The organism is Rhodococcus sp. 1168, assembly GCF_002091955.1.
GTDB lineage: Bacteria > Actinomycetota > Actinomycetes > Mycobacteriales > Mycobacteriaceae > Rhodococcoides.
Genome location: NZ_MKKY01000093.1, coordinates 1 through 18,557 on the forward strand (window position 1 = coordinate 1; position 18,557 = coordinate 18,557).

14 protein-coding genes and 7 pseudogenes are annotated in these 18,557 nt (G+C 61.3%); 9 read left to right on the plus strand and 12 right to left on the minus strand.

Annotated elements, in window-relative coordinates:
* The 4 genes and pseudogenes from BJI47_RS23045 to BJI47_RS23060 all read right to left on the minus strand — a co-directional run.
* A partial coding sequence (locus BJI47_RS23045) for an IS30 family transposase (RefSeq protein ID WP_125458814.1) occupies positions 1 to 1,058 on the minus strand: 1,058 nt, incomplete at its 3' end.
* Positions 1,059 to 1,347: 289 nt separating this feature from the next.
* A pseudogene (locus BJI47_RS23050) lies at positions 1,348 to 1,920 on the minus strand (IS3 family transposase); the annotation flags it as partial.
* A 54-nt stretch (positions 1,921 to 1,974) separates the two neighbouring features.
* On the minus strand, positions 1,975 to 3,180 hold the full coding sequence (locus tag BJI47_RS23055) for an IS110 family transposase (protein ID WP_088945937.1): 1,206 nt from the start codon (positions 3,178 to 3,180) through the stop codon (positions 1,975 to 1,977).
* A gap of 235 nt (positions 3,181 to 3,415) precedes the next feature.
* Positions 3,416 to 3,704 (minus strand): annotated as a pseudogene (locus tag BJI47_RS23060) (transposase); the annotation flags it as partial.
* 281 nt (positions 3,705 to 3,985) lie between these two features.
* Between BJI47_RS23060 and BJI47_RS24870 the strand changes: the two are divergent.
* The 3 genes from BJI47_RS24870 to BJI47_RS23070 all read left to right on the plus strand — a co-directional run bounded on the left by BJI47_RS24870 (position 3,986) and on the right by BJI47_RS23070 (position 5,320).
* A complete protein-coding gene (locus BJI47_RS24870) occupies positions 3,986 to 4,114 on the plus strand; it encodes a hypothetical protein (protein WP_254900776.1) in 129 nt (42 codons plus the stop codon).
* Between the two features lie 100 nt (positions 4,115 to 4,214).
* Entirely contained in the window at positions 4,215 to 4,817 is a 603-nt protein-coding gene (locus BJI47_RS23065; protein WP_125458810.1) for a hypothetical protein, read from the plus strand.
* A 203-nt stretch (positions 4,818 to 5,020) separates the two neighbouring features.
* Complete coding sequence (locus BJI47_RS23070) at positions 5,021 to 5,320, plus strand: DUF6308 family protein (protein WP_254900777.1); 300 nt, start codon at positions 5,021 to 5,023, stop codon at positions 5,318 to 5,320.
* Between the two features lie 188 nt (positions 5,321 to 5,508).
* On the opposite strand, the pseudogene BJI47_RS23075 reads toward BJI47_RS23070, so the two are convergent.
* Together BJI47_RS23075 and BJI47_RS23080 are read right to left on the minus strand one after the other, a co-directional pair.
* Positions 5,509 to 6,206, minus strand: a pseudogene (locus BJI47_RS23075) (IS6 family transposase).
* 66 nt (positions 6,207 to 6,272) lie between these two features.
* On the minus strand, positions 6,273 to 7,013 hold the full coding sequence (locus BJI47_RS23080; RefSeq protein WP_088945939.1) for a hypothetical protein: 741 nt from the start codon (positions 7,011 to 7,013) through the stop codon (positions 6,273 to 6,275).
* A gap of 233 nt (positions 7,014 to 7,246) precedes the next feature.
* Between BJI47_RS23080 and BJI47_RS23085 the strand changes: the two genes are divergently transcribed.
* A complete protein-coding gene (locus BJI47_RS23085) occupies positions 7,247 to 9,820 on the plus strand; it encodes a LuxR C-terminal-related transcriptional regulator (RefSeq protein WP_176225037.1) in 2,574 nt (857 codons plus the stop codon).
* Positions 9,821 to 9,886: 66 nt separating this feature from the next.
* Positions 9,887 to 11,002 (plus strand): annotated as a pseudogene (locus BJI47_RS23090) (IS1380 family transposase); the annotation flags it as partial.
* A gap of 305 nt (positions 11,003 to 11,307) precedes the next feature.
* On the opposite strand, the gene BJI47_RS23095 reads toward BJI47_RS23090, so the two are convergent.
* Entirely contained in the window at positions 11,308 to 11,967 is a 660-nt protein-coding gene (locus BJI47_RS23095) for a hypothetical protein (RefSeq protein ID WP_088945942.1), read from the minus strand.
* A gap of 55 nt (positions 11,968 to 12,022) precedes the next feature.
* Positions 12,023 to 12,694 carry a hypothetical protein gene (locus BJI47_RS23100; protein WP_125458811.1) on the minus strand — a complete coding sequence of 224 codons (672 nt, stop codon included), beginning with the start codon at positions 12,692 to 12,694 and terminating at the stop codon, positions 12,023 to 12,025.
* Positions 12,695 to 13,028: 334 nt separating this feature from the next.
* Between BJI47_RS23100 and BJI47_RS23105 the strand changes: the two genes are divergently transcribed.
* Positions 13,029 to 14,030, plus strand: coding sequence for a diguanylate cyclase (locus BJI47_RS23105; protein ID WP_139804880.1), 1,002 nt, complete (start codon positions 13,029 to 13,031; stop codon positions 14,028 to 14,030).
* Positions 14,031 to 14,306: 276 nt separating this feature from the next.
* Here the strand turns inward: BJI47_RS23105 and BJI47_RS23115 are convergent.
* Positions 14,307 to 15,134 (minus strand): annotated as a pseudogene (locus tag BJI47_RS23115) (ISL3 family transposase); the annotation flags it as partial.
* A gap of 195 nt (positions 15,135 to 15,329) precedes the next feature.
* Between BJI47_RS23115 and BJI47_RS23120 the strand changes: the two are divergent.
* From BJI47_RS23120 to BJI47_RS23125, 3 genes and pseudogenes are all read left to right on the plus strand, one after another.
* A complete protein-coding gene (locus tag BJI47_RS23120; RefSeq protein WP_088945946.1) occupies positions 15,330 to 16,034 on the plus strand; it encodes a helix-turn-helix domain-containing protein in 705 nt (234 codons plus the stop codon).
* Positions 16,004 to 16,075, plus strand: a pseudogene (locus tag BJI47_RS24875) (hypothetical protein); the annotation flags it as partial. The gene BJI47_RS23120 and the pseudogene BJI47_RS24875, both read left to right, overlap by 31 nt.
* A gap of 48 nt (positions 16,076 to 16,123) precedes the next feature.
* Complete coding sequence (locus tag BJI47_RS23125; protein WP_176225036.1) at positions 16,124 to 16,996, plus strand: hypothetical protein; 873 nt, start codon at positions 16,124 to 16,126, stop codon at positions 16,994 to 16,996.
* On the opposite strand, the gene BJI47_RS23130 is transcribed toward BJI47_RS23125, so the two are convergent.
* The 3 genes and pseudogenes from BJI47_RS23130 to BJI47_RS23140 all read right to left on the minus strand — a co-directional run.
* A complete protein-coding gene (locus tag BJI47_RS23130) occupies positions 16,968 to 17,546 on the minus strand; it encodes a transposase family protein (protein ID WP_125458813.1) in 579 nt (192 codons plus the stop codon). The genes BJI47_RS23125 and BJI47_RS23130 overlap by 29 nt on opposite strands.
* A gap of 123 nt (positions 17,547 to 17,669) precedes the next feature.
* Positions 17,670 to 17,876 (minus strand): annotated as a pseudogene (locus BJI47_RS23135) (heat-shock protein HtpX); the annotation flags it as partial.
* Positions 17,873 to 18,557 (minus strand): bile acid:sodium symporter (locus tag BJI47_RS23140; protein WP_176225039.1); only part of this gene is annotated, 685 nt, incomplete at its 5' end. The gene BJI47_RS23140 and the pseudogene BJI47_RS23135, both read right to left, overlap by 4 nt.

Genomic DNA, 18,557 nt, shown 5'->3' on the forward strand with positions numbered 1-18,557 from the left:
CGAGACAGATCAGTGCCTTTCGGGAAGTATTGCCGCAGAACTCCATTGGTGTTTTCGTTGGTAGGTCGCTGCCAAGGAGAGTGCGGATCGGCGAAGTACACTTTGGTGCCGGTATCGAGCGCGAACTGGGCATACCCGGACAGCACCTTGCCGCGGTCCCAGGTGAGGGTCTTGCGCAGCTGCTCGGGGAGCTCGGTGATCGATTCCGCCAAAGCGGCATTCATTGCGACAGCTCCGTAACCGCCCAGCGACGGACCGTTTTTCACTGGCGGGTTATCACCCCAGCCTTCCAGCCGGGGAAGGTGCACGAGGATCGTGCATCGACTGCTGCGCTCGACGAGTGTGCCGATCGCAGAGCGGCCCGTCCCGATGATCAGGTCATCCTCCCAATGCCCAGGGAACGCGCGATCATCGGCTTCAGGCGGGTGTTCGGAGAGAACGACATCCGCGGTGACATGCCCCTGTGGCTTGTTCCGCGAGCGCGCACGTGGCTCCCGCAGTGCGCGGCCTGTACGCAGACACGTCACCAAATCGCGTTTGAGGGCGCCTCGGCCCTCGATGAATAGTGATTCGTGGATCGCCTCCTGGCTGATACGCATGGACTCATCATCCGGGAAGTCGACTTTCAGCCGCTGCGAAATCTGCTCCGGGCTCCACGCCGTCGCCCACCTCCGGTCCTGTCGATGCGGCTTGTTCAACCCCTTCCACGGCGGTGGCTGCGGTCCACTGATGACCGTGCCGTCCGATAACCGGGCACTGCCCGCTAAACGTTCTTGTACGTATTCACGTAACTGGTTGTTGTTCAACAGTTTCGCGGACTTCGGACGCTTCGAGGCCTGTTGTGCTTTCCACTGCGCGACCAGGGCACGGTAGAACAGTTTTCCGCTCCGGGTTGCTGCGTTACGGCGCAGTTCGCGTGAGATTGTTCCTGGGTCGCGGCCGATCCTGCGGGCGATCTCGCGGACGCCGACGTCCTGGGCGCGCAGCAGTGCGATTTCCTCGCGTTCGGCGAACGAAAGGTAGCGGCCGGTGGGCTCATCGAGACTCAGTGGCGTCATTCCGCCAGCGTGGCGGAACCACCGCGACCCGACTGGGACCGACACGCCGACCGTCAAAGATGCCTCCGCGGTGCTCATTCCGGTCGCAATCAACCGCCAGAACTGACGTTGCACCACCCGCGAAGGCTCCGGTCGCCCGGGCGAACGCATCGCTGGGCGAAGCGCACGATCAGCACGCCACTGCCGACGAGTGTTTCTTGCAACATCGCTGGCCTTCTTGCTCCAGTCTGCTGTAGCCATGTCGCATACCTCCGAGATCAGGGTGTTGCGACGATCAGTTGAATCCGCCTTGGCTACCGCGATCCGAATGTACGATCGTCCCGACCGAGCCGCGTTGCGCCACAGCATTGGTCAATGCGGACACGGCCAGCGACGCTTTCATTCGGGAGTCGATCGAGTAGCCGACGATCCTGTTGGACCACACATCTTTGATGGCGCAGAGGTAGAGCTTGCCTTCGTCGGTGCGATGTTCGGTGATGTCGGTGAGCCACAGTGTGTCCGCGGCCTCTGCGGTGAACTGACGGTCGACGAGGTCGTCGTGGACCGGCGGACCGGCCTTTCTGTTCAGCCCTCTCTTCTTGGAGAACACCGACCAGATGCGTTCCTGTGAGCAGAGCCGGGCGACCCTGTTCTCGCCGGCGGTGATGTCGTGGTCGGGGAGCTCGTCGGCGATGAACCGGTAGCCGAACGCGGGGTCGTCGGCGTGGATGGCGCGGGCGGCGTTGATCAGGTGCGCGTCGTCCCAATCACGTTGTGTGACAGGGTTTGTCTTCCATTTGTAGAATCCTTGGGTGGAGAATCCGAGCACCCGGCAGGTCACTGTGACGGGGATTCCGTCGGCAGCAAGGTCGAGGACCAGCGGTGGGGGTACCTCCCGCTTGCGGGGGAAGGTCATTTTGTGCCCCTATGCTGTTTGTCAAGCAGCAGTGGGCCGTGGGAGCGGTTGATAGGTGGTGCCGTCGCGAAGCATGGCGAAGAGAACGTCGCAGCGACGGCGAGCGAGTGCGATGAGGGCTTGGTTATAGCTTTTGCCCTGTGCCCGTTTGCGTTCGTAGTAGTCGCGTGAATCGGGGTCTTGCAGTGCGGCGAACGCGGAAAGATAGAGAACTCGTTTGAGCTTCTTGTTTCCTCGTCGTGACCGGTGTTCCCCTCGGATCGAGGATCCCGATCGGCGTGTGACGGGTGCGAGGCCGGCGTAGGCGGCCAGGTGTCCTGCGGTGGAGAATTGCTTGCCGGAGAGTTCGGTGATGATGCGTGCTGTCGTCCTGATTCCTACTCCAGGCATCGAGGTCAGGACTTCGTGAAGAGGGTGGGCCCCGACGAGGCGTTCGACTTCGTCTGCGACTTTGGTTCGTTGGTGGATCAGAGATGAAAGCTGTTCCGCTAGTTTTGGTATCACTGTTTCAGCCGCGTTGGTTCCGACGACGGTGACGGTTTGTTCGGCGATTGCGGCCAAGATGTTGTCGGCCAGCCGGCTGCCCATACGAGGTGCCTTCTTGGTTGGCCGTGCAGCAAGCCGTGCTCGTCCGAGTCTGCGGATCTGCGCGGGAGTCGGGTAGTGGGCGAGAAGATCGAGTACGGCGGGGTGGGCGATGTGTCGGCCGAAGGCTCGTTCGAGTGCTGGGTGGATGTGGGTGAGTAGCCCGTGCAGTCGATTGCTGGTGGCCGTGATCTGCATAGCGAGATCGTCGTCGAATCCACTGAGGATGGCCAGTTCGGCTACCTGGGCGTCGATGGCGTGCAGGTTTCGGATCGCGTGTGGCATCGTTCGTGCTGCGTCGGCGATGATTGTCGCGTCTTTCTTGTCGGTCTTCGATTCGCCAGGGTAGATGTCGGCGATGCGGCGCATCGCCAATCCTGGGAGGTAACCGATCGTGATGTTCATATCTTGGGCGACGGCGACGGCGAGTGCGCCGATTGTTGCGGGTTGATCGACTACGAGAATGGTGGGTCCGTAGTGAACGAGTGCCCCAATCAGTTCTCGAAGTCTTGTTTCATCGTTGGGAAGTGCTCGGTCGAATAAAACTGTGCCGCTTTGGGTTAGAGCGACGGCATGATGTTGTTCTTTGCCGACGTCGACACCGATGAAGACTTCGATCTGTTCGTGCGCCGATACTGTCATCGCATCCTCTCGAGAGGGAGGGATGCTGCACTGCTGGGTGTGGCGACTGAGCCGCGGCATCCACGTTACGACGGCCTGTTTTTTTGCGGGTCCGGCCCCTATCAGCGATCACTCATCGCCTGTCCGCCTCGGTGACATCACAAAATAGATCATTGCGCGACAGGTTGACGTAGTCATGCCGAGGCGTCCAGTGCAGCAGTCGGAGACGGGTTGTTTCCGACTACGAAAAGGGTAACGGGTTGACGTCCCGAGAGAGATAGCCGACCGCGCGCCGCATCACTTCTGCTTCTTGCTCGAGCATCTTGATGCGTTTGCGGGCTTCCCGCAGCTCGACGGAATCGCTGCTCGCCGCGGTCCCGTCAACGGGGGGTGATGCCATCGTCGCGATCGGCGATCTTCAGCCAACGGTGCAGACAGCCCTCGGAGACTCCGAAGTCCTTCGCGATCTGACGCAGCGGGGCCTCGCCTTTACGTGCGACAGCGATGACGTCGCGGCGGAACTCCTCGGGAAATGCTTTCGGCATGGGGAACATCCTTCCACTGCGAGGAGTGATCCTCACAGATCAGATGTCAACCAAGATGGGGGCAGTCCCGCCCGATAATCCCCGGTCACACGCGCGTGAACCGGGGAGTATCGAACACCCCATGAAAGACGACTCTGTCCCTCCCGCCGGACACACACTCGCGTGGTCCCTCACAGACAGCGGACAGGGTCTCTCAAGATCACCAACTGCACCGCCGGGCGGGTATACCGAACCAGCAGCGGCAACCACGAATCCATTCTCGCCAGGCACGGAACCAAAACATGCGGCCCACCGAATCCACGGACGTCGACGTCACGACGATGGCCACCAACGGAGTACATGAATCCCCGCTCGTGCACGCACTACCGCCGTCGCCGAACACGCCGCATCGCGCGCTCGGAAGAACCTGAAGAACGGGCATCGATGACACCACCCGTGCGGGACGACAGGTGAGCGGACGGTGTCCGAATCACGCCCGTACGAGAACCGTCCTACGCAACGATGTGGATGGTGAGCCCACATACCTGGATCGAGAACAAAGTCGACGTCTTCCTCGACGAAGCAACCGCCCACGGCCTCAACGCTTACAGAACCGCCGTAGCAGCCCTGATCGACACCGCAGTCACCCGAGCAGCGATCCGCGCCGGAGTCACACACCGCGCCGCCCAGAAAAACTATAGTGACGACGACGTCAGAGCCCTCGTACGCGGTGCCGCCGACAGCCTCGCGGCCGAAGCCCCCGGAACCCAACTGGCGGACCTGCGTCCCACACACACCGTCCCGGTCGCCCTCGCCGGCCGCACCGCCTCAGGACTCGCGATTCTCACCGAACTCGCCGCGTCCGCAGCAGGCCCCGACCGCCGCGAACTACTCCACGGCCTCAACCAAACCCTGTCCCTGATCACCGAATGGGGCGTCGTCATCGAAGAAGCCGCCACCGCCCACCAACACCACGTCGCCGTACCCGAAGCCGCGATACACCGCACCATCCGCGAATTCGAACGCGGCGGGTATCACCTCGCAGCCGGTATCGCCCCAGTCGACGGCGGCGACCCCGACTCCCTCGCTCAGGCCTTCGACCACAACATCGCCGAACTACGACGAGAACTCTGACCACCCGCTCGATGTCCTTCTGTGTTCTTCAGGTGTACGAAACTCCGCCTTGCGTGAACCCAGTTGAACCGAACGGGACACTCACCCGAAACCGAAGGCAGCTCGTGCACTCCACTTCTGACATTGTGCAGTTGTCTTCTGAAACTGACAATGGAACCGGGTGTCGATCACACTGCTCTCTGACACGATCGACCGTTTTGCGTGTGACCCTTCCGCCGCCCTTGATCGCCGACACTGACGACGATGCAGTCGCTCTGCTGCGGCGGTATTACGGGAACACCCATCTTGATACCGGGTGCTACACCGGCGCGTTCTTCGACAGTTGGGCACCGCGCACCCGCGAGGCCGACATCAATCGGTTCACCGCCGACGATCTGGTCGCGATCACGTTTCTTTCGGTCAACGTCAACGCGAGAGCTGCACGCGAACTGCTCGTCACCCGCGTCGACCGGTTCACCGAACTGTTGGAGTCGGTGGGCCCGGACCGGACCGCGATCTCGTAGACGAAGTAGGCGCGCTGACAGCGGATGACGATCCGATCGGGTTGCTCGAAGCTGAGTTGCGCGACATCTGGGGCATCGCCCACACGAAGGCAACGAAGTTGATGGGGCACTGTCACGCTACTCGAAAAGCCGAGCAGCGAAGCTTGTTTGGGATAGGCCGCTACGGGGCACCGCCGGGCAGTGCACTTTCAGACGACGGCGTCAGTCGCGGTGATCTCCTGCCAGACCGTGAAACGGTCGGCCATCTCAGCACGCCATTCGGGCGCGGTCAGTCGGTGGCGGCGGGCCGGAAATGCGGTGACATACCAGAGAATGCGGACAGGAATCGTTGTGCGTGCCCGGGAGATGTGAACCGTTTCATCGCGTGTTCTCGCTGTCTGGTGGGTTGATGCGAGTTCTCGGCCCGGTTGTTCAAGTACTTGGATCGGCGATGCTCGACCGAGGCCAGCAGTTCGCGGTGCGCGACCTGGTAGCTGCCGAGCTTGTCGATGACGATCACCCGCGGCACATAGCGCAAGCCTATGAGTAGCTTACGGAAGAATTGCTTGGCGGCGTTGCCATTTCGTCGAGACTGGACCAGCACATCGAGCACGTTGCCGTCCTGGTCGACCGCGCGCCACAGTTAATGTTGGAGACCATTGATTCGGATGTACACCTCGTCGAGGTGCCACTTGTCGCCGGGCCGTGGGCGTCGTCGGCGCAGCTGGTTGGCGTAGGCCTGCCCGAACTTGGCGCACCACCGCCGGATCGTCTCGTAACTGACCACGACACCGCGTTGCAGCATCATCTCCTCGACGTTACGGAAGCTGAGCGGGAACCGGAAGTACAACCACACGCAGAGGCTGGTGATCTCGACCGGGTAGCGGTGGCCCTTGTACGACAGCATCGAGGTGCTCACCTCGCCGATTCTCCCAGATTGCCGCGTTCAACAACGTGACAGTGCCGTCGAAGATCAGCACGATGCTTGCGGTGCAGGATGTGACGGCGACTCCGACACCGACACCGACGGCGACTCCGACACCGACGAGACATCGGGATCGGATTGCAGCGCAGGGAGTGCGACGCTGCCGACCCGGTAGGAGACGCAGTCATCGACCGTCGGTGTCGATGATGGTTCGGTGGGGGGTTCCTGTCGGCTTGTCGATCCCATCAGTGCCACAGCGATACCCATAACAGCCACCACAATGACGGCTGCAGCCCACGCCGCCGCGTAGCGGCTGGGCATCACGCGCCTGGCCGCGGGGATTGCCTTCGATGAAGTCGGGCGCGAAGTCGAATACAGCGCTGCGCCGAGGGCGCGGTGGTGATCGATGTCATCGTCGAGGGTGACCAACTCGGCCGAGAGTGACTGCGTCAACTCTTCGACCATCGGCATTGAGTCCGCCGATAAGTTGGATGCGACAATGTATTTGGTGTCGTCGACGTCGTTGTCTTCGTAGAGCCGTCGAATTCCGGAGCTCAGGTTTTTGCCCACCTGCGAGGTACCGAAAACACGAGCTATCCCAAGTATCAGAGAGACCGAGGAATCGATCAGGTGCGCGGCGTACCCGGTACCGTCCGAGGCCAACACGATGTAATGGCGCACAGGCGATACGAGCCCCTGGGTAACGACATAGGCGTTCGTTGCTCTGATGTCGCTGACCGGACTGAGGACGCGATCGTCGTGAACCGTTTTCTCGGCAGTTGTCCTCATATGCCACCCTTCACCGTCCGTTTGTCTCCAAGTCAACCACCCACGACACTGGACGCAGGGCAGAGAAAGGGGTGAATGTCAGGGTGATGACAGAGTGTGTGGGTGAAGTGGTTGGTGAATTCGTAGGTGACGCACCACTCTGGCTTTGTTCGATCAGCAGCTAGCGATACAAATGAATTACATTCGACACCGCAGACACATCGACACACTGAAGAGGCGCGCAGAGTACCATGATGTCGACGCGAAGCTCGGGGCGAGCTGCCGGTGGCGACTACGTCGGCGAGCGTCGCGAACTGGTCCAGTGGTTGGACATCCCCGTTCGGTTGCATCTGGTGTGCGCGCCCACCGGTTTCGGGAAGTCCGGGTTGGTCGATGCCTGGATGCGATCGAACTCGGATCGCGCTCGAACCGCTCTAAGATTGCCTTCCGGTACCAAATTTGGTTCGGACACCGATGTATGGGCACGGCTGGTAAAGCAGCTGCACATGCGCGGATTCGTCCTCAAGGTACCCAGAGACAGTGCTCGGAGACCGCTCACAGAGTTCGAGTCGGCCGCTGCTCTGCTGAATCGACTCGACGATTTCATAGTGCTCGTGATCGACGATTCGGTCTCGAAGAGGATCGACAAGGCACAAATTGAGCAGCTGCTCGACCTCTGTCAACGCGTGGATGTCGTGCTGTTGACCGATGACCGGCTATGGCTCGATGCCATTGCCGACATCCGGTTTTCGTACGAGATAATCCGTGAGCACGACCTCCTCTACACCATCGAGGACACCAGGCAGGCGCTGTCGAAGCGAAACATTGCACACCGTCCAGCGGATGCGGAAGTCGCTCGAAAAATCACCTCTGGCCTTCCCAGCCTGATGAAGTTTGCCACTGCAGCGTTTCGATCGATGCTGCCGACCGCGCCGCGCGGGGACCACTATCTGAGAACGGTGGCGAGATCTCTGGATATGTATGTCGAGGCCCGCATCTATCGCGACGACACAGTCCGACACCTTCACGACTTCATCGACGCCATCGCCGCTGCCGAGTCGCTCGATACCGAACTGGCATTCGCCTTGACGCATCGCACCGACATCAACGAGGCCCTGGCCGAGCTCGCCGCCCACGGGCTTTTGCTGGTCGATCGATCCGCGACTCACACGGACAGGTGGCTCTTCCCGCCGGTACTACGGGAGGCGATTCTCAAGCGTCAGCGCGACGAGGGCAACGATCCGGCACCCCGACTGATCTACGTTGCGCAGTGGCACCGCGAGCACGGCAACCATCGCGATGCTCTGCTGCACGCGCTGCAAGCTCAGGAATGGTCCTTGATAATCGATTTGATCGACGCTCATTGGCTCACGCTGTTGACCCAGGACGTCTCGACATTACGGATGGCGATCGCGGTAATCCCCGAGGATCGATTGTCCAACCGTCCAGCGCTCGTGGCGGCGCGGCAATTGCTCTCCGGTATCGGTTCGCCGCCGGGTGCGTCCAAGTCGGTGGTGCCCGCCACGCTCGACCGCCTGCGCGCACTGGGTGCATCGAGGAACGCCTCCGAGGCGCTGGTGGCCGGAACGGTTCACGCCGTCCTGGTGCGAATCTCTGGAGGCTTTGCCGAATCGGCGGAGCTGGCCCGTCGCCTGGCGATTCTGTGCAGGTTGATGTTCGAGGCCACACCGGAGATCGAGATCGATTCGCTTGCTCTACTTCGTTATCAATGGAGCATTAGCCACCAACTCGCCGGGAATCTACAAGAATCGGGTATCGAAGCGGCTATGGCGTATAAAGAATCCGATGCCGCGGAACTGAGCTTCGTCGCGCGTGGAGCAGCGGGCACCTCCGCATTGAACTGGGCGTTGATCGGGGAGCATCATCGCGCGGCGGAATGGCTCGAACGCAAGGTGCAGCAACGTCTCCCGGCTTTGTGGCTCGAGTCCATCGTGCGCTCGGCCGGTCTGACCGCCCGCGGTCTCGCTGCGCTCGACACACTCGATTTGGAATATTCCGCACGCATCGTCGATCAGCTGGCCTCCGTGAGCGAGCACGACGAGACGTGGCCTGTGATAGCCCATCTACGTGCGGGTTTCGAACTTCTCAACGCGCGACCGGCTCTTGCCCTGGATCACCTTCGCCGGGACAAGGCCAACTCACGCATTACCCGCCAGCGTGCGCTGGCAACGAGCTTGTTGACAACGAGTGAGATAGAGCTACTTCTGGCCTGCGGCCTCGGTAATCAAGCTGATGTTCTCGCCGCGCAAGCCGGCGACGAGGATTGGGCGGTGGCCGCGCGCGCCCGCGTCTATGGTCTGACTGGTCGTGATAGACAGGCCGTGTCGCTGAGTCGTTCGCTGTCCCAATCGGCTGCAGTATCCCCGCGGTTACTGATAGAGGCTCTGCTGATCGAAGCCGCGAGCCAGTTACGCCTCGATCAGCACCGGGCGGCTGCCACCGCGTGGACCCGTGCGATCAACCTGATCGATCATCTACACCTTTCGCGCAGCCTAGCCTACCTCCCTCGCGCCGAAATTGATGCCCTGTCCCGGTTGGTTCCCGGCGAATCTTCGTGTGTGCGGTATGTACTCTCACTCGGACTCGAACCCGTGTTTCCGGATTCGATTCGGTTTGTCGAGCTCACCGAGCGCGAGGGAATCGTCCTGCAAGCACTCGCAGCGGGGCATGGGCACACCCTTATCGCCAAGCAATTGTTCGTGTCCACGAACACCGTCAAAAGCCAACTGCGCTCCGTGTACAGGAAACTGGGAGCACACACTCGAGACGAGGCTGTCGACACAGCGCGCGAGATGGGAATGCTCTGATCTGCCACGGGAATTTCGGACACTGGAGATGGTTGAATTCAGGCCGCATTGACGTGCTGCCGGCCCTCGGACCCGACCGTCTCTCGTCTGATTACGCTGCTGTCCGCCGACACCGCCGCGGTCCTCACCGCGATCGAGACCGCCCGAGCATCCGCCCGCGCCGCCGCATGGGAACACGCCGGTCAGCACTCACCCGATCACGGCATCACCGCGCAGAATCCGATCGTCATCGACCTCGACGCCACCCTCGTCACCGCCCACTCGGGCAAGGAATCCGCTGCTCCGACATACAAACGAGGCTATGGATTTCATCCGCTGATGGCGTTCGTCGATCACGGCACCGGCGGGACCGGTGAACCCGTCGCCGCGTTGCTTCGGCCCGGAAGCGCCGGCTCGAACACCGCAGCCGATCACATCGACGTGACCCGGAAAGCGTTGGCGCAGTTGCGCTCCACGAGTAGTATCCGCCCCGGCAAGTCGGTCATGATCCGCACCGACGGCGCTGGCGCCAGCCACAAATACCTCACCTGGCTGCAGGGCCAACGCGTATCGTATTCAATCGGGTTCGGGCTCACCGACGCCATGGTCACCGCCCTCGCCGAGGTGCCCGAGGACGCGTGGTCGGTCGCCGTCGACGCACAGGAGAAGGTCCGTGACGGTGCGTGGGTCATCGACGCCACCGGCATCGTCGACCTCACCACCTGGCCCACCGGGATGCGCGTGATCATCAGAAAAGAACGACCACACCCCGGCGCGCAACTGCGGTTCACCGATTCCGACGGACTTCGGTTGACTGCATTCGCCACCAACACCATCCGAGGCCAGGTGCAGGATCTCGAACTTCGTCACCGGCGCCGTGCTCGCTGCGAGGACCGGATCCGCGTCGCGAAGGACACCGGTCTCACCAACTTTCCGTTGCACGGATTCGACCAGAATCGCATCTGGTTGGCCATCGTGCAGCTCGCCCTCGATCTCATGGCGTGGACGCAGATGCTTGGGTTCACCGACCACGACGCACGTCGGTGGGAGCCGAAACGTATTCGCCTGCGAGTCTTCTCGGTCGCCGGACGTATCGCCCGTCATGCTCGCCGCAACCACCTTCGACTGTCGAAGGACGCGACATGGTCGCAGCTGATCGTCGCCGCACTGACCCGGCTGGCCGCGCTGCCCGCGCCCGCCTGACCCAAACCCACCCACCCATTCGACCCGAAAGAACCGCCTCGGACCGTGGACCCGAGCGCCCCACCGATCGACATCGGCAACACCAGCATGCTCGATCGGCACGATCACGGCGAAAACCGCAATCTCGAACTGATCAGGCCACCACGTCAGCGGGAAGAAAGATCGAGGCTAAGCGGCTCCACTGTCCGAAACTCCTGGGCCGATCACTCGAAATGAGCCGCGGGAGCTGATCGAGGAACGAATGTGCTCGCTGTGTCCGCAGCCAAGGGTATGCTTACTAAAAGTAAGCAGCGGACATTCTCGTCCTACTTCTTGGTCTCTGCAGCGGCGTAGCTATCGCTGTTCTCGGTAACACTGTCCAGGGTGTCATCCTCGTAGGCGAGGGTGTCCGCTTGGTCCAAGAGCGCATGCAGTCGTTCGCTGGTGACGAGCAGTTCCGAGATCACGTCGTCTCTGTCGGAGTAGATCTGTCGTACGTCGGTTTCGGCGGTTGTCCGCGCCTCGTTCGCTGCCTGCTCTGCGTCGATTCGTATCGCATCCGCGTCCGCACGCGCCTGCTGTAGGGCAGTGGATGCCTCCTGCGTGATTCTTTCCGCTTCTTGCTCGGCGAGAATGAGAATTTGCTGCAGGCGGGCGCTGATCTGAGGCCCAGTCACTGGCGCGGCCAATGCCGCCGCCAGTTCTTCGCGCGCAGCGTCTACTTCTTGGCGTTGCGCATCAACGGTCTTAGACAGTTGCTCGAGTTCGTCCGTTACTCGGTCCCGTTCCACCCTCACCGCATCCAGTTCTTTTCTGAAGGTACCGATGTCGACTTCGAGCTTGTCGATGTGGACTTGCTGAAAGTCGATCTTGGTGACATTACGTTCGAACCTCAGGTGCAGTCGATGAAGATAGTCTTTGACTTGATTGGGAGAATATCCCCGTCGCTGAATGTCGAACGGTAAATTGACGTCTGTTACAGACATGAGTGGAACTCGCAATCTAAAGTCGTACAGTCGGACATCTCAGGATTACAGGTAATCAAATCGTGAGGTCAATAACGTTCATACTCTCGCTTTTTAGCGCCACGGGCGTGGAGATCGCCGCATCGCGCAGACCGAGTGCGTATTCGCCGGGCAGTAAGCCGGTGAATACGAACGCACCATCCGGAGAAACCGATACCGCTCGCGAAATCCAATGATTGCACGAGTCGATACCCACCAGTTGGACCACCGGGGTGGAGTCCTGGGATCGATCCGCCACTAAACCGGAAACGGTACCGTTCGCGAGGTAAGGAGTCGTTTCTTTATCGTCGGATCCTGCCGTAGCTAACCCTGTGGGATCACACACCGTCCTGGCGACGTCTGCATCGGTGATGGGGACCGCGACTGTCTCGAGCGCCACCGCACCGGACTTCACGCCGACCGTCGCCGACAGTGCACGCTGGGATGCGCCTTTCGACATGATGATTGGTATGATCATCCTCGTGGAAGCGGTTTCCGCTACATCTTTGATCTGGCAGGTGAAACGCATAGCTTCGAGGCTGTTTTCTTGGTGGCCGCCATCGGACTCGTGGCCCACCACGGTGACAGCGTCGACTTGCCATTCGTCCAGACACACCTCCGATGCTTCGCCGGCGGTAACCCCCGGTGCAAATAAGATCGATAGTGTCGGGCTTTTGAGTGGCTCCCCCGCAGTGAGCTGCACAGCCATTGTGTTCGTGGACGTGTCGATTCGAGCGACGAGGTCAGTGTTCTGCGCATGTGCGATTCCCGCAAACGACACCGCAGCAAGGGGGGCGGTCATCAGCGCTACGGCACCGAGGAGGCAGTGCCTCCAGTGTGTCGATCGGGTATGCCCGTGCATGGTTCGAACCTTTCTGTCACTCCATTAACTCGTGCCTCCTATTCAACAGGGGCAACTCACAGCAACCATCCGTCCACGTTGTGAAACCGTTGATGGAACCCGGGGTGAATCCGTGGGTGAAGTGCAGGCAGGCTGCAGGGGGGAGGGCAGAGATCCTTCGATCGGCTGACACACTGGTGAAGTGAGCATACGACCAAACTGGGCGACACCGCTGCCGGCAAACGGGAGCAGATCGCCGCGCTTCCTGAGCGGCTATCGTCGTATTCTTTTCCCGTTTCTCGCTGTCCAGTTGGTCTTTTACTCGACTTCAGTTCTTGTGGCTGTCGTCTTCGATTCGTCGGCATTGCTGGCGTCGGAGGACGTGATCGCGGCAGGCTTGTCGGCGGTCGGGCTGATTGCGTTGTCGTTTCGCCGAGTTCTCGGTTGGCAGCACACAATCGCATTGATGTGTGCGATATTGGCACCGCTGAGTGCGGCGTTGTTTCACGATAAGCTGCCCGCGTTGCTCTGGTCCTTGATCCCGCTGATGCTGGTAGCGGTATACCTCCGCGGTGTCTGCTCAGTGGTGTCCACTGCTCGGGCGGCCTGCGGCGCAGTCGCAGTTCTCGCAGTCCTGGCGCTGACGTTCTCGCCCGCGGCACCTCCGGTGCTGTGGTTCCTGCTCTGGCCCGCATGTATTTTCGCCGCGTCCGAGATCTACGGTTCACTCACGGCATCATTGCTCGACGGGGCGTTACGAGATCCTCTGACCTCGGTGTGGAACCGGAGCGGTTCCGCGGCCGCCACAGCCGAGTTGATCGGCCGAGCACGAGAACAGGACGAGCAGATCACAGTCATAGTTTTCGAGGTGACCGATTCAAGACGCATCGATATCCTCGATAATGACGCTGCAGGCGATCTACAGCTCACCCAGCTGACCGAAAAGTGGCGCGCCAGCCTGCCGTCGAGTGCAGTTCTGGCGAGATTAGGTAGAAACGAGTTCATCGCAGTCCTACGTGGCGTCGATGCAGACGTCGAGCTGTTGGGCGGCGAACTCGCCAGCGGTCATTCGGTACCGGTCGACTACGGAACAGCAACCGGGCCATCGGTGCCCGAGGCGTTCGCCCAACTGCTCCTTGACGCCGATAGCGATCTGTATCGGCGAAAGAGGATCAGTGCTACACGATTCGGGTCGTTCGATTAGCTAGTGGTATGTCTCTGAATTAGTGCGGTATTTTATGTGTGGCTGTTGTGACTACGGCCGCCTTGCCGATGACCGAGGATCAGCGTGTTGCGTTGGTGCGGATAGCGGCGTAGACGGCACTGTCACGTTGTTGAACGCGGCAATCTGGGGGAATCGGCGAGGTGAGCACCTCGATGCTGTCGTACAAGGGCCACCGCTACCCGGTCGAGATCACCAGCCACTGCGTGTGGTTGTACTTCCGGTTCCCGCTCAGCTTCCGTAACGGGCTCTTCCGAGTTAGCAGGGGCGTAGCTGTCTGGCCTGGGATGACGCCCGCCGTGCTTGACGGGTGCAGGCCCACCGTACCCGGCGTCGTTGATTCTCCGGTGTCCTGAATCCGAATGCGATCCGGCCGACGTGTTTGACGATCCGGTTGTAGCCCTCACTGCGGGCATTCGACAAGCCGGTGGTGATCGCGAGAATCATCGGCTCCTGCCATGTGGAGATCGTCGTGGCCAGCGTTCTGATCTCCGGAACCCGGCAGGCCGCACAGAACGTGTAGAACCGGTACAGGGCCTCCCGAATCTCGTACCCGAGACCGCCATTGTCACTGCAGGACAATACGTTCCGAAGCAGTTCCTTCGCGATCCATGCCGCTGCGATGTCTCCGGCGGGGTCGGCAGATGTGAGTTTGTCGAACAACACCACTCGCTGCTCGACGGTGAGGCGCTCGCTGGCTCGTAGTAGCCGCCGACGGTTGATCCACTCGACGTCGCTCTTGCGGCCACGACGGCCTCGTTCGATCTGGGTGACCCTGCGGCGGACGGTGTCGACCATCTCGTTGGCCTTTTTGACCAGGTGAAAACGGTCCACGATCAGCTGCGCGTGCGGCAACGCTTGGCGTACCGCTTTCGCGTAGACCATCGACATGTCGATCGTGACATGGGTGATCGTCGCAGTCCAGGTTCGATCCCGCGCATCGAGTCAGTCGGTCACCACCGCGGCGGTGCGTCCGTTGACCTGCGCCAACAATCCTTGACTGCCGGAAATGTCGACAAGTCCGGTGTCCCAGCGATCCACCCATGATCGCTTCCCGGTATCGGGACAGGTCTCCCACTTGGCTTTGCTGACGTGTAAGGGTTCGGGACATGTTTGACCCAGCGTCACCTGGACATAGCTGACAGTCCACTATCGAAGTTGATTTGATGCGGTGCCGTCACCTCATTCGCCCGAGTCCGATACCGCCATCACCACCCGCGCCGCTGTCAAGGTGCGATTACGTGCCGTTCATCGAGGTCCGCCACGGTGCACCAATCGTCGATGTCGCCGAACAACTCGGCGTGTGCCGGCAAACCGTCGCAGCGTTGGCGCACACGGTACGAGAGCTCGGGTCTCGACGGCTTGGTCGATATCTCACGGCGACCCCATTCGAACCCGAACCGCATCACGCCCGCTATCGAACCGTCCATCTGTGAGATACGTCGGCAACACCACCGGTGGAGAGCACGCCGCATCGCGCACGAACTGCGTACCGAGCTCGGCGACAGCGCCACGTCCCGCACAACCGTCCACCGAGCCCTCGCTCGAAACGGACTGATGAACCCTCAAGAGCAGCAACACAAACGGATCTACAAGCGGTGGGAACGCGAAGCGCCGATGCATCTGCGGCAGCTCGACTTGGCGGGTGGGATCGTCCTGGTCGGCGGCCGCGAATGCAAGATCCTCACCGGGATCGACGACCACTCCCGGTTCACCGTCGTCGCCGCAGTGCTCGAGCAGCCTTCCGGTGTAGCCGTCTGCGCAGCGTTCGTCGCCGCGATGCAGAGATGGGGCGTTCCATTCGAAGTCCTCACCGACAACGGCAAACAGTTCACCGGCAAGTTCACCCGTCCGCTGCCCGTCGAGGTGCTTGTCGAACGCACCTGCCGCGAGTACGGTATCAGCGCGCGCCTGACGAAACGACGATCACCGGCAAGATCGAACGAATCCACCGAATACTACGACGCGAACCGCCCGCCCAAGTAGGGCCATTCGCCACCATCGAAGCCGCGCAGCTCGCCCTCGACGAATGGGTGCACAGCTGCAATACCCAACGCCTCCATCAGTCTCTGGACATGGCCAAACCGGCGACGCTGTTCCGAACACGAGAGAACGCGGCACCAGCCGCCCCTGCCACTACGTTCGCGACGGCTGAGGAATCGACTGCTGTGGAACAGGATTCAGGTTCCACAGCACCAGGTGGGGGTCACGAGATTGAACTTCGCATACCGCCATCGGGGGTCGTCGACCTGGTCGGTGCACAGCAAATGTGGATCGGGCAGGGTTTCGCAGGACGCACGGTGCCCATGTGGGCCTACCTCACCACCGTCCACGCGGTCGTCGATGGCGAGGTCGTCACCACCGCAGTGTCCCGGATGACAACCGTGGATCTCGGCCGGTTGACGATGCGGGGCGCACGGACCGGACTGCCGGCACCAGCCCTGCCCGCAGTCAACCCGAACCCCTCGACGGGCGCCGTGGTAGCGATCGAGGTCGACCGAACCGCCGCCCGCGCCGGACTGGTGACGCTGCTCGGTCATCATCTCGCACTCGGCCCGGACACCGCCGGAACCCGCGTCGCTCTGAGAATCGAGGGTGGTCTGATCCACGCAATCGCGGGCAACCACGTGATCAAGACTCTGCCGAATCCGTTGAACAGCAACGACACCGGCCGCCTCACTCGTGTCCGCCGCGCGACGAAACCCCTCCCGCCACCACCGCCGTCGGGCCCTCAACGCGTTCACCGACGAGTCCCGACGGACGGAGTCGTCATGGTCGCCGGACAGCGACTTCGAGTTGGTCGCACATACGCGGGAACCATCGTCACTGTGGTCGTCGAAGATCACCACTTTCGGGTCCTCGACGGCACCGCCGAACTCTCACTGCACGCCCGAACCACGACGAAACCGATCCGAAACTTCAACGCACACCGACCTCGAGAGCGTTAACAATGTCCCGGTGACGTTGTGTCACACACGTCCCGAGACCACACACGTCATTGCCGCGACGAGTCTCGTCGATGCCGAGCACCGACACCTGCTCGGGCTCGACTCCGAGAATGGGATCGGCAGTGGCCACCACAGCGACGTGGCAGGTGTTCCACGAGCAACCGTAGGCAGCAGCGACGGCTTTGACGCAGCGATCGTCGTCGAGGACAGCCAACGCCATCTCCGTCTTCGCGCGCCCGGTGATCCGCGCCCGAGGAGGGATCTGCGGTATCGACTCGGTGAACGTTCTACGGTCACAGGAAATGTTGCTGCACAGCCATTTCCGCTTACGCCACACCACCTGCGGCCGATCCGGGCCGATCTTCATATCACGGGGCCGGGTGCTCACCCACCCCTTCGACCGCATCGAGACGCACGCGCACGCAGGACACCGACCGACCCATTGCGGGGCAGTGAGCACACCGACGGTGCGCCTGCCATCGGACCCGGTCTCGACGGTCTCGACGATCACGCCATCGAGACCGAACAACACTGAACTACTCTGAGACATGCTCGCGCCTTTGTTGTTGCTGGATGCGTGAAGAACACCCAGTTCACAAGGGCGCGAGCCCTCAATCAATCACCGACACGTCCAGATCGGTCACACCAGACCCCCATCAAGTCGGAAGAGCCGGATTTTCGGTGATTGCGCCGAGATGTCGATGCCGACCTCGGCCATCGCCTGGACAGCGATCGAATTTATTATTTCTGCCGGTGTACTGCCGGCAGAGCGAACTTCGACGGTTCCATTGGCGAGATCTTTCAAGAAACCGGCCGCCATCTGCGACCGTCCTGCGTTGTGGACGCAAACGAACAACACACTGGGAATGCTGGACATCAAAACTCCTTTGTCGCGGTGGGCGAGGCCGAAATGAAGCGTTTGCGTAGTGCGAGTGAGACGTAGACGAGCCCGACCAGGACGGGGACTTCGATGAGCGGTCCGACGACCCCGGCCAGTGCCTGCCCGGATGTTGCGCCGTAGGTGGCGATCGCGACAGCGATGGCGAGTTCGAAGTTGTTTCCTGCCGCGGTGAAGGCGAGGGTGGTGGTGCGTCCGTAGCCCAGGCCCATTGCGGCCCCGAGGGCGTAACCGCCGCCCCACATCACCGCGAAGTAGACCAATAGCGGCAGTGCGATACGAACGACGTCCAACGGTTGGGAAGTGATCCGATCACCCTGCAGTGCAAAGAGAATCACGATGGTGAACAGCAGGCCGTAGAGAGCCCACGGCCCGATCTTCGGGATGAACTTCGACTCGTACCATTCCCTGCCCTTGGTGCGTTCTCCCAAGTAGCGAGAGGCAAACCCCGCTATCAGCGGTATGCCGAGGAAGATCAGCACCGACTTCGCTATCTGCCAGGGGGAAGCCTCGATGGTGGTCTGCTCGAGGCCGAGCCAGCCCGGTAGGACGGAAAGATAGAACCAGCCGAGGCCTGCGAACATGAATACCTGGAAGACCGAGTTGATGGCGACCAGGACGGCGGCGGCTTCACGGTCACCGCACGCAAGGTCGTTCCAGATG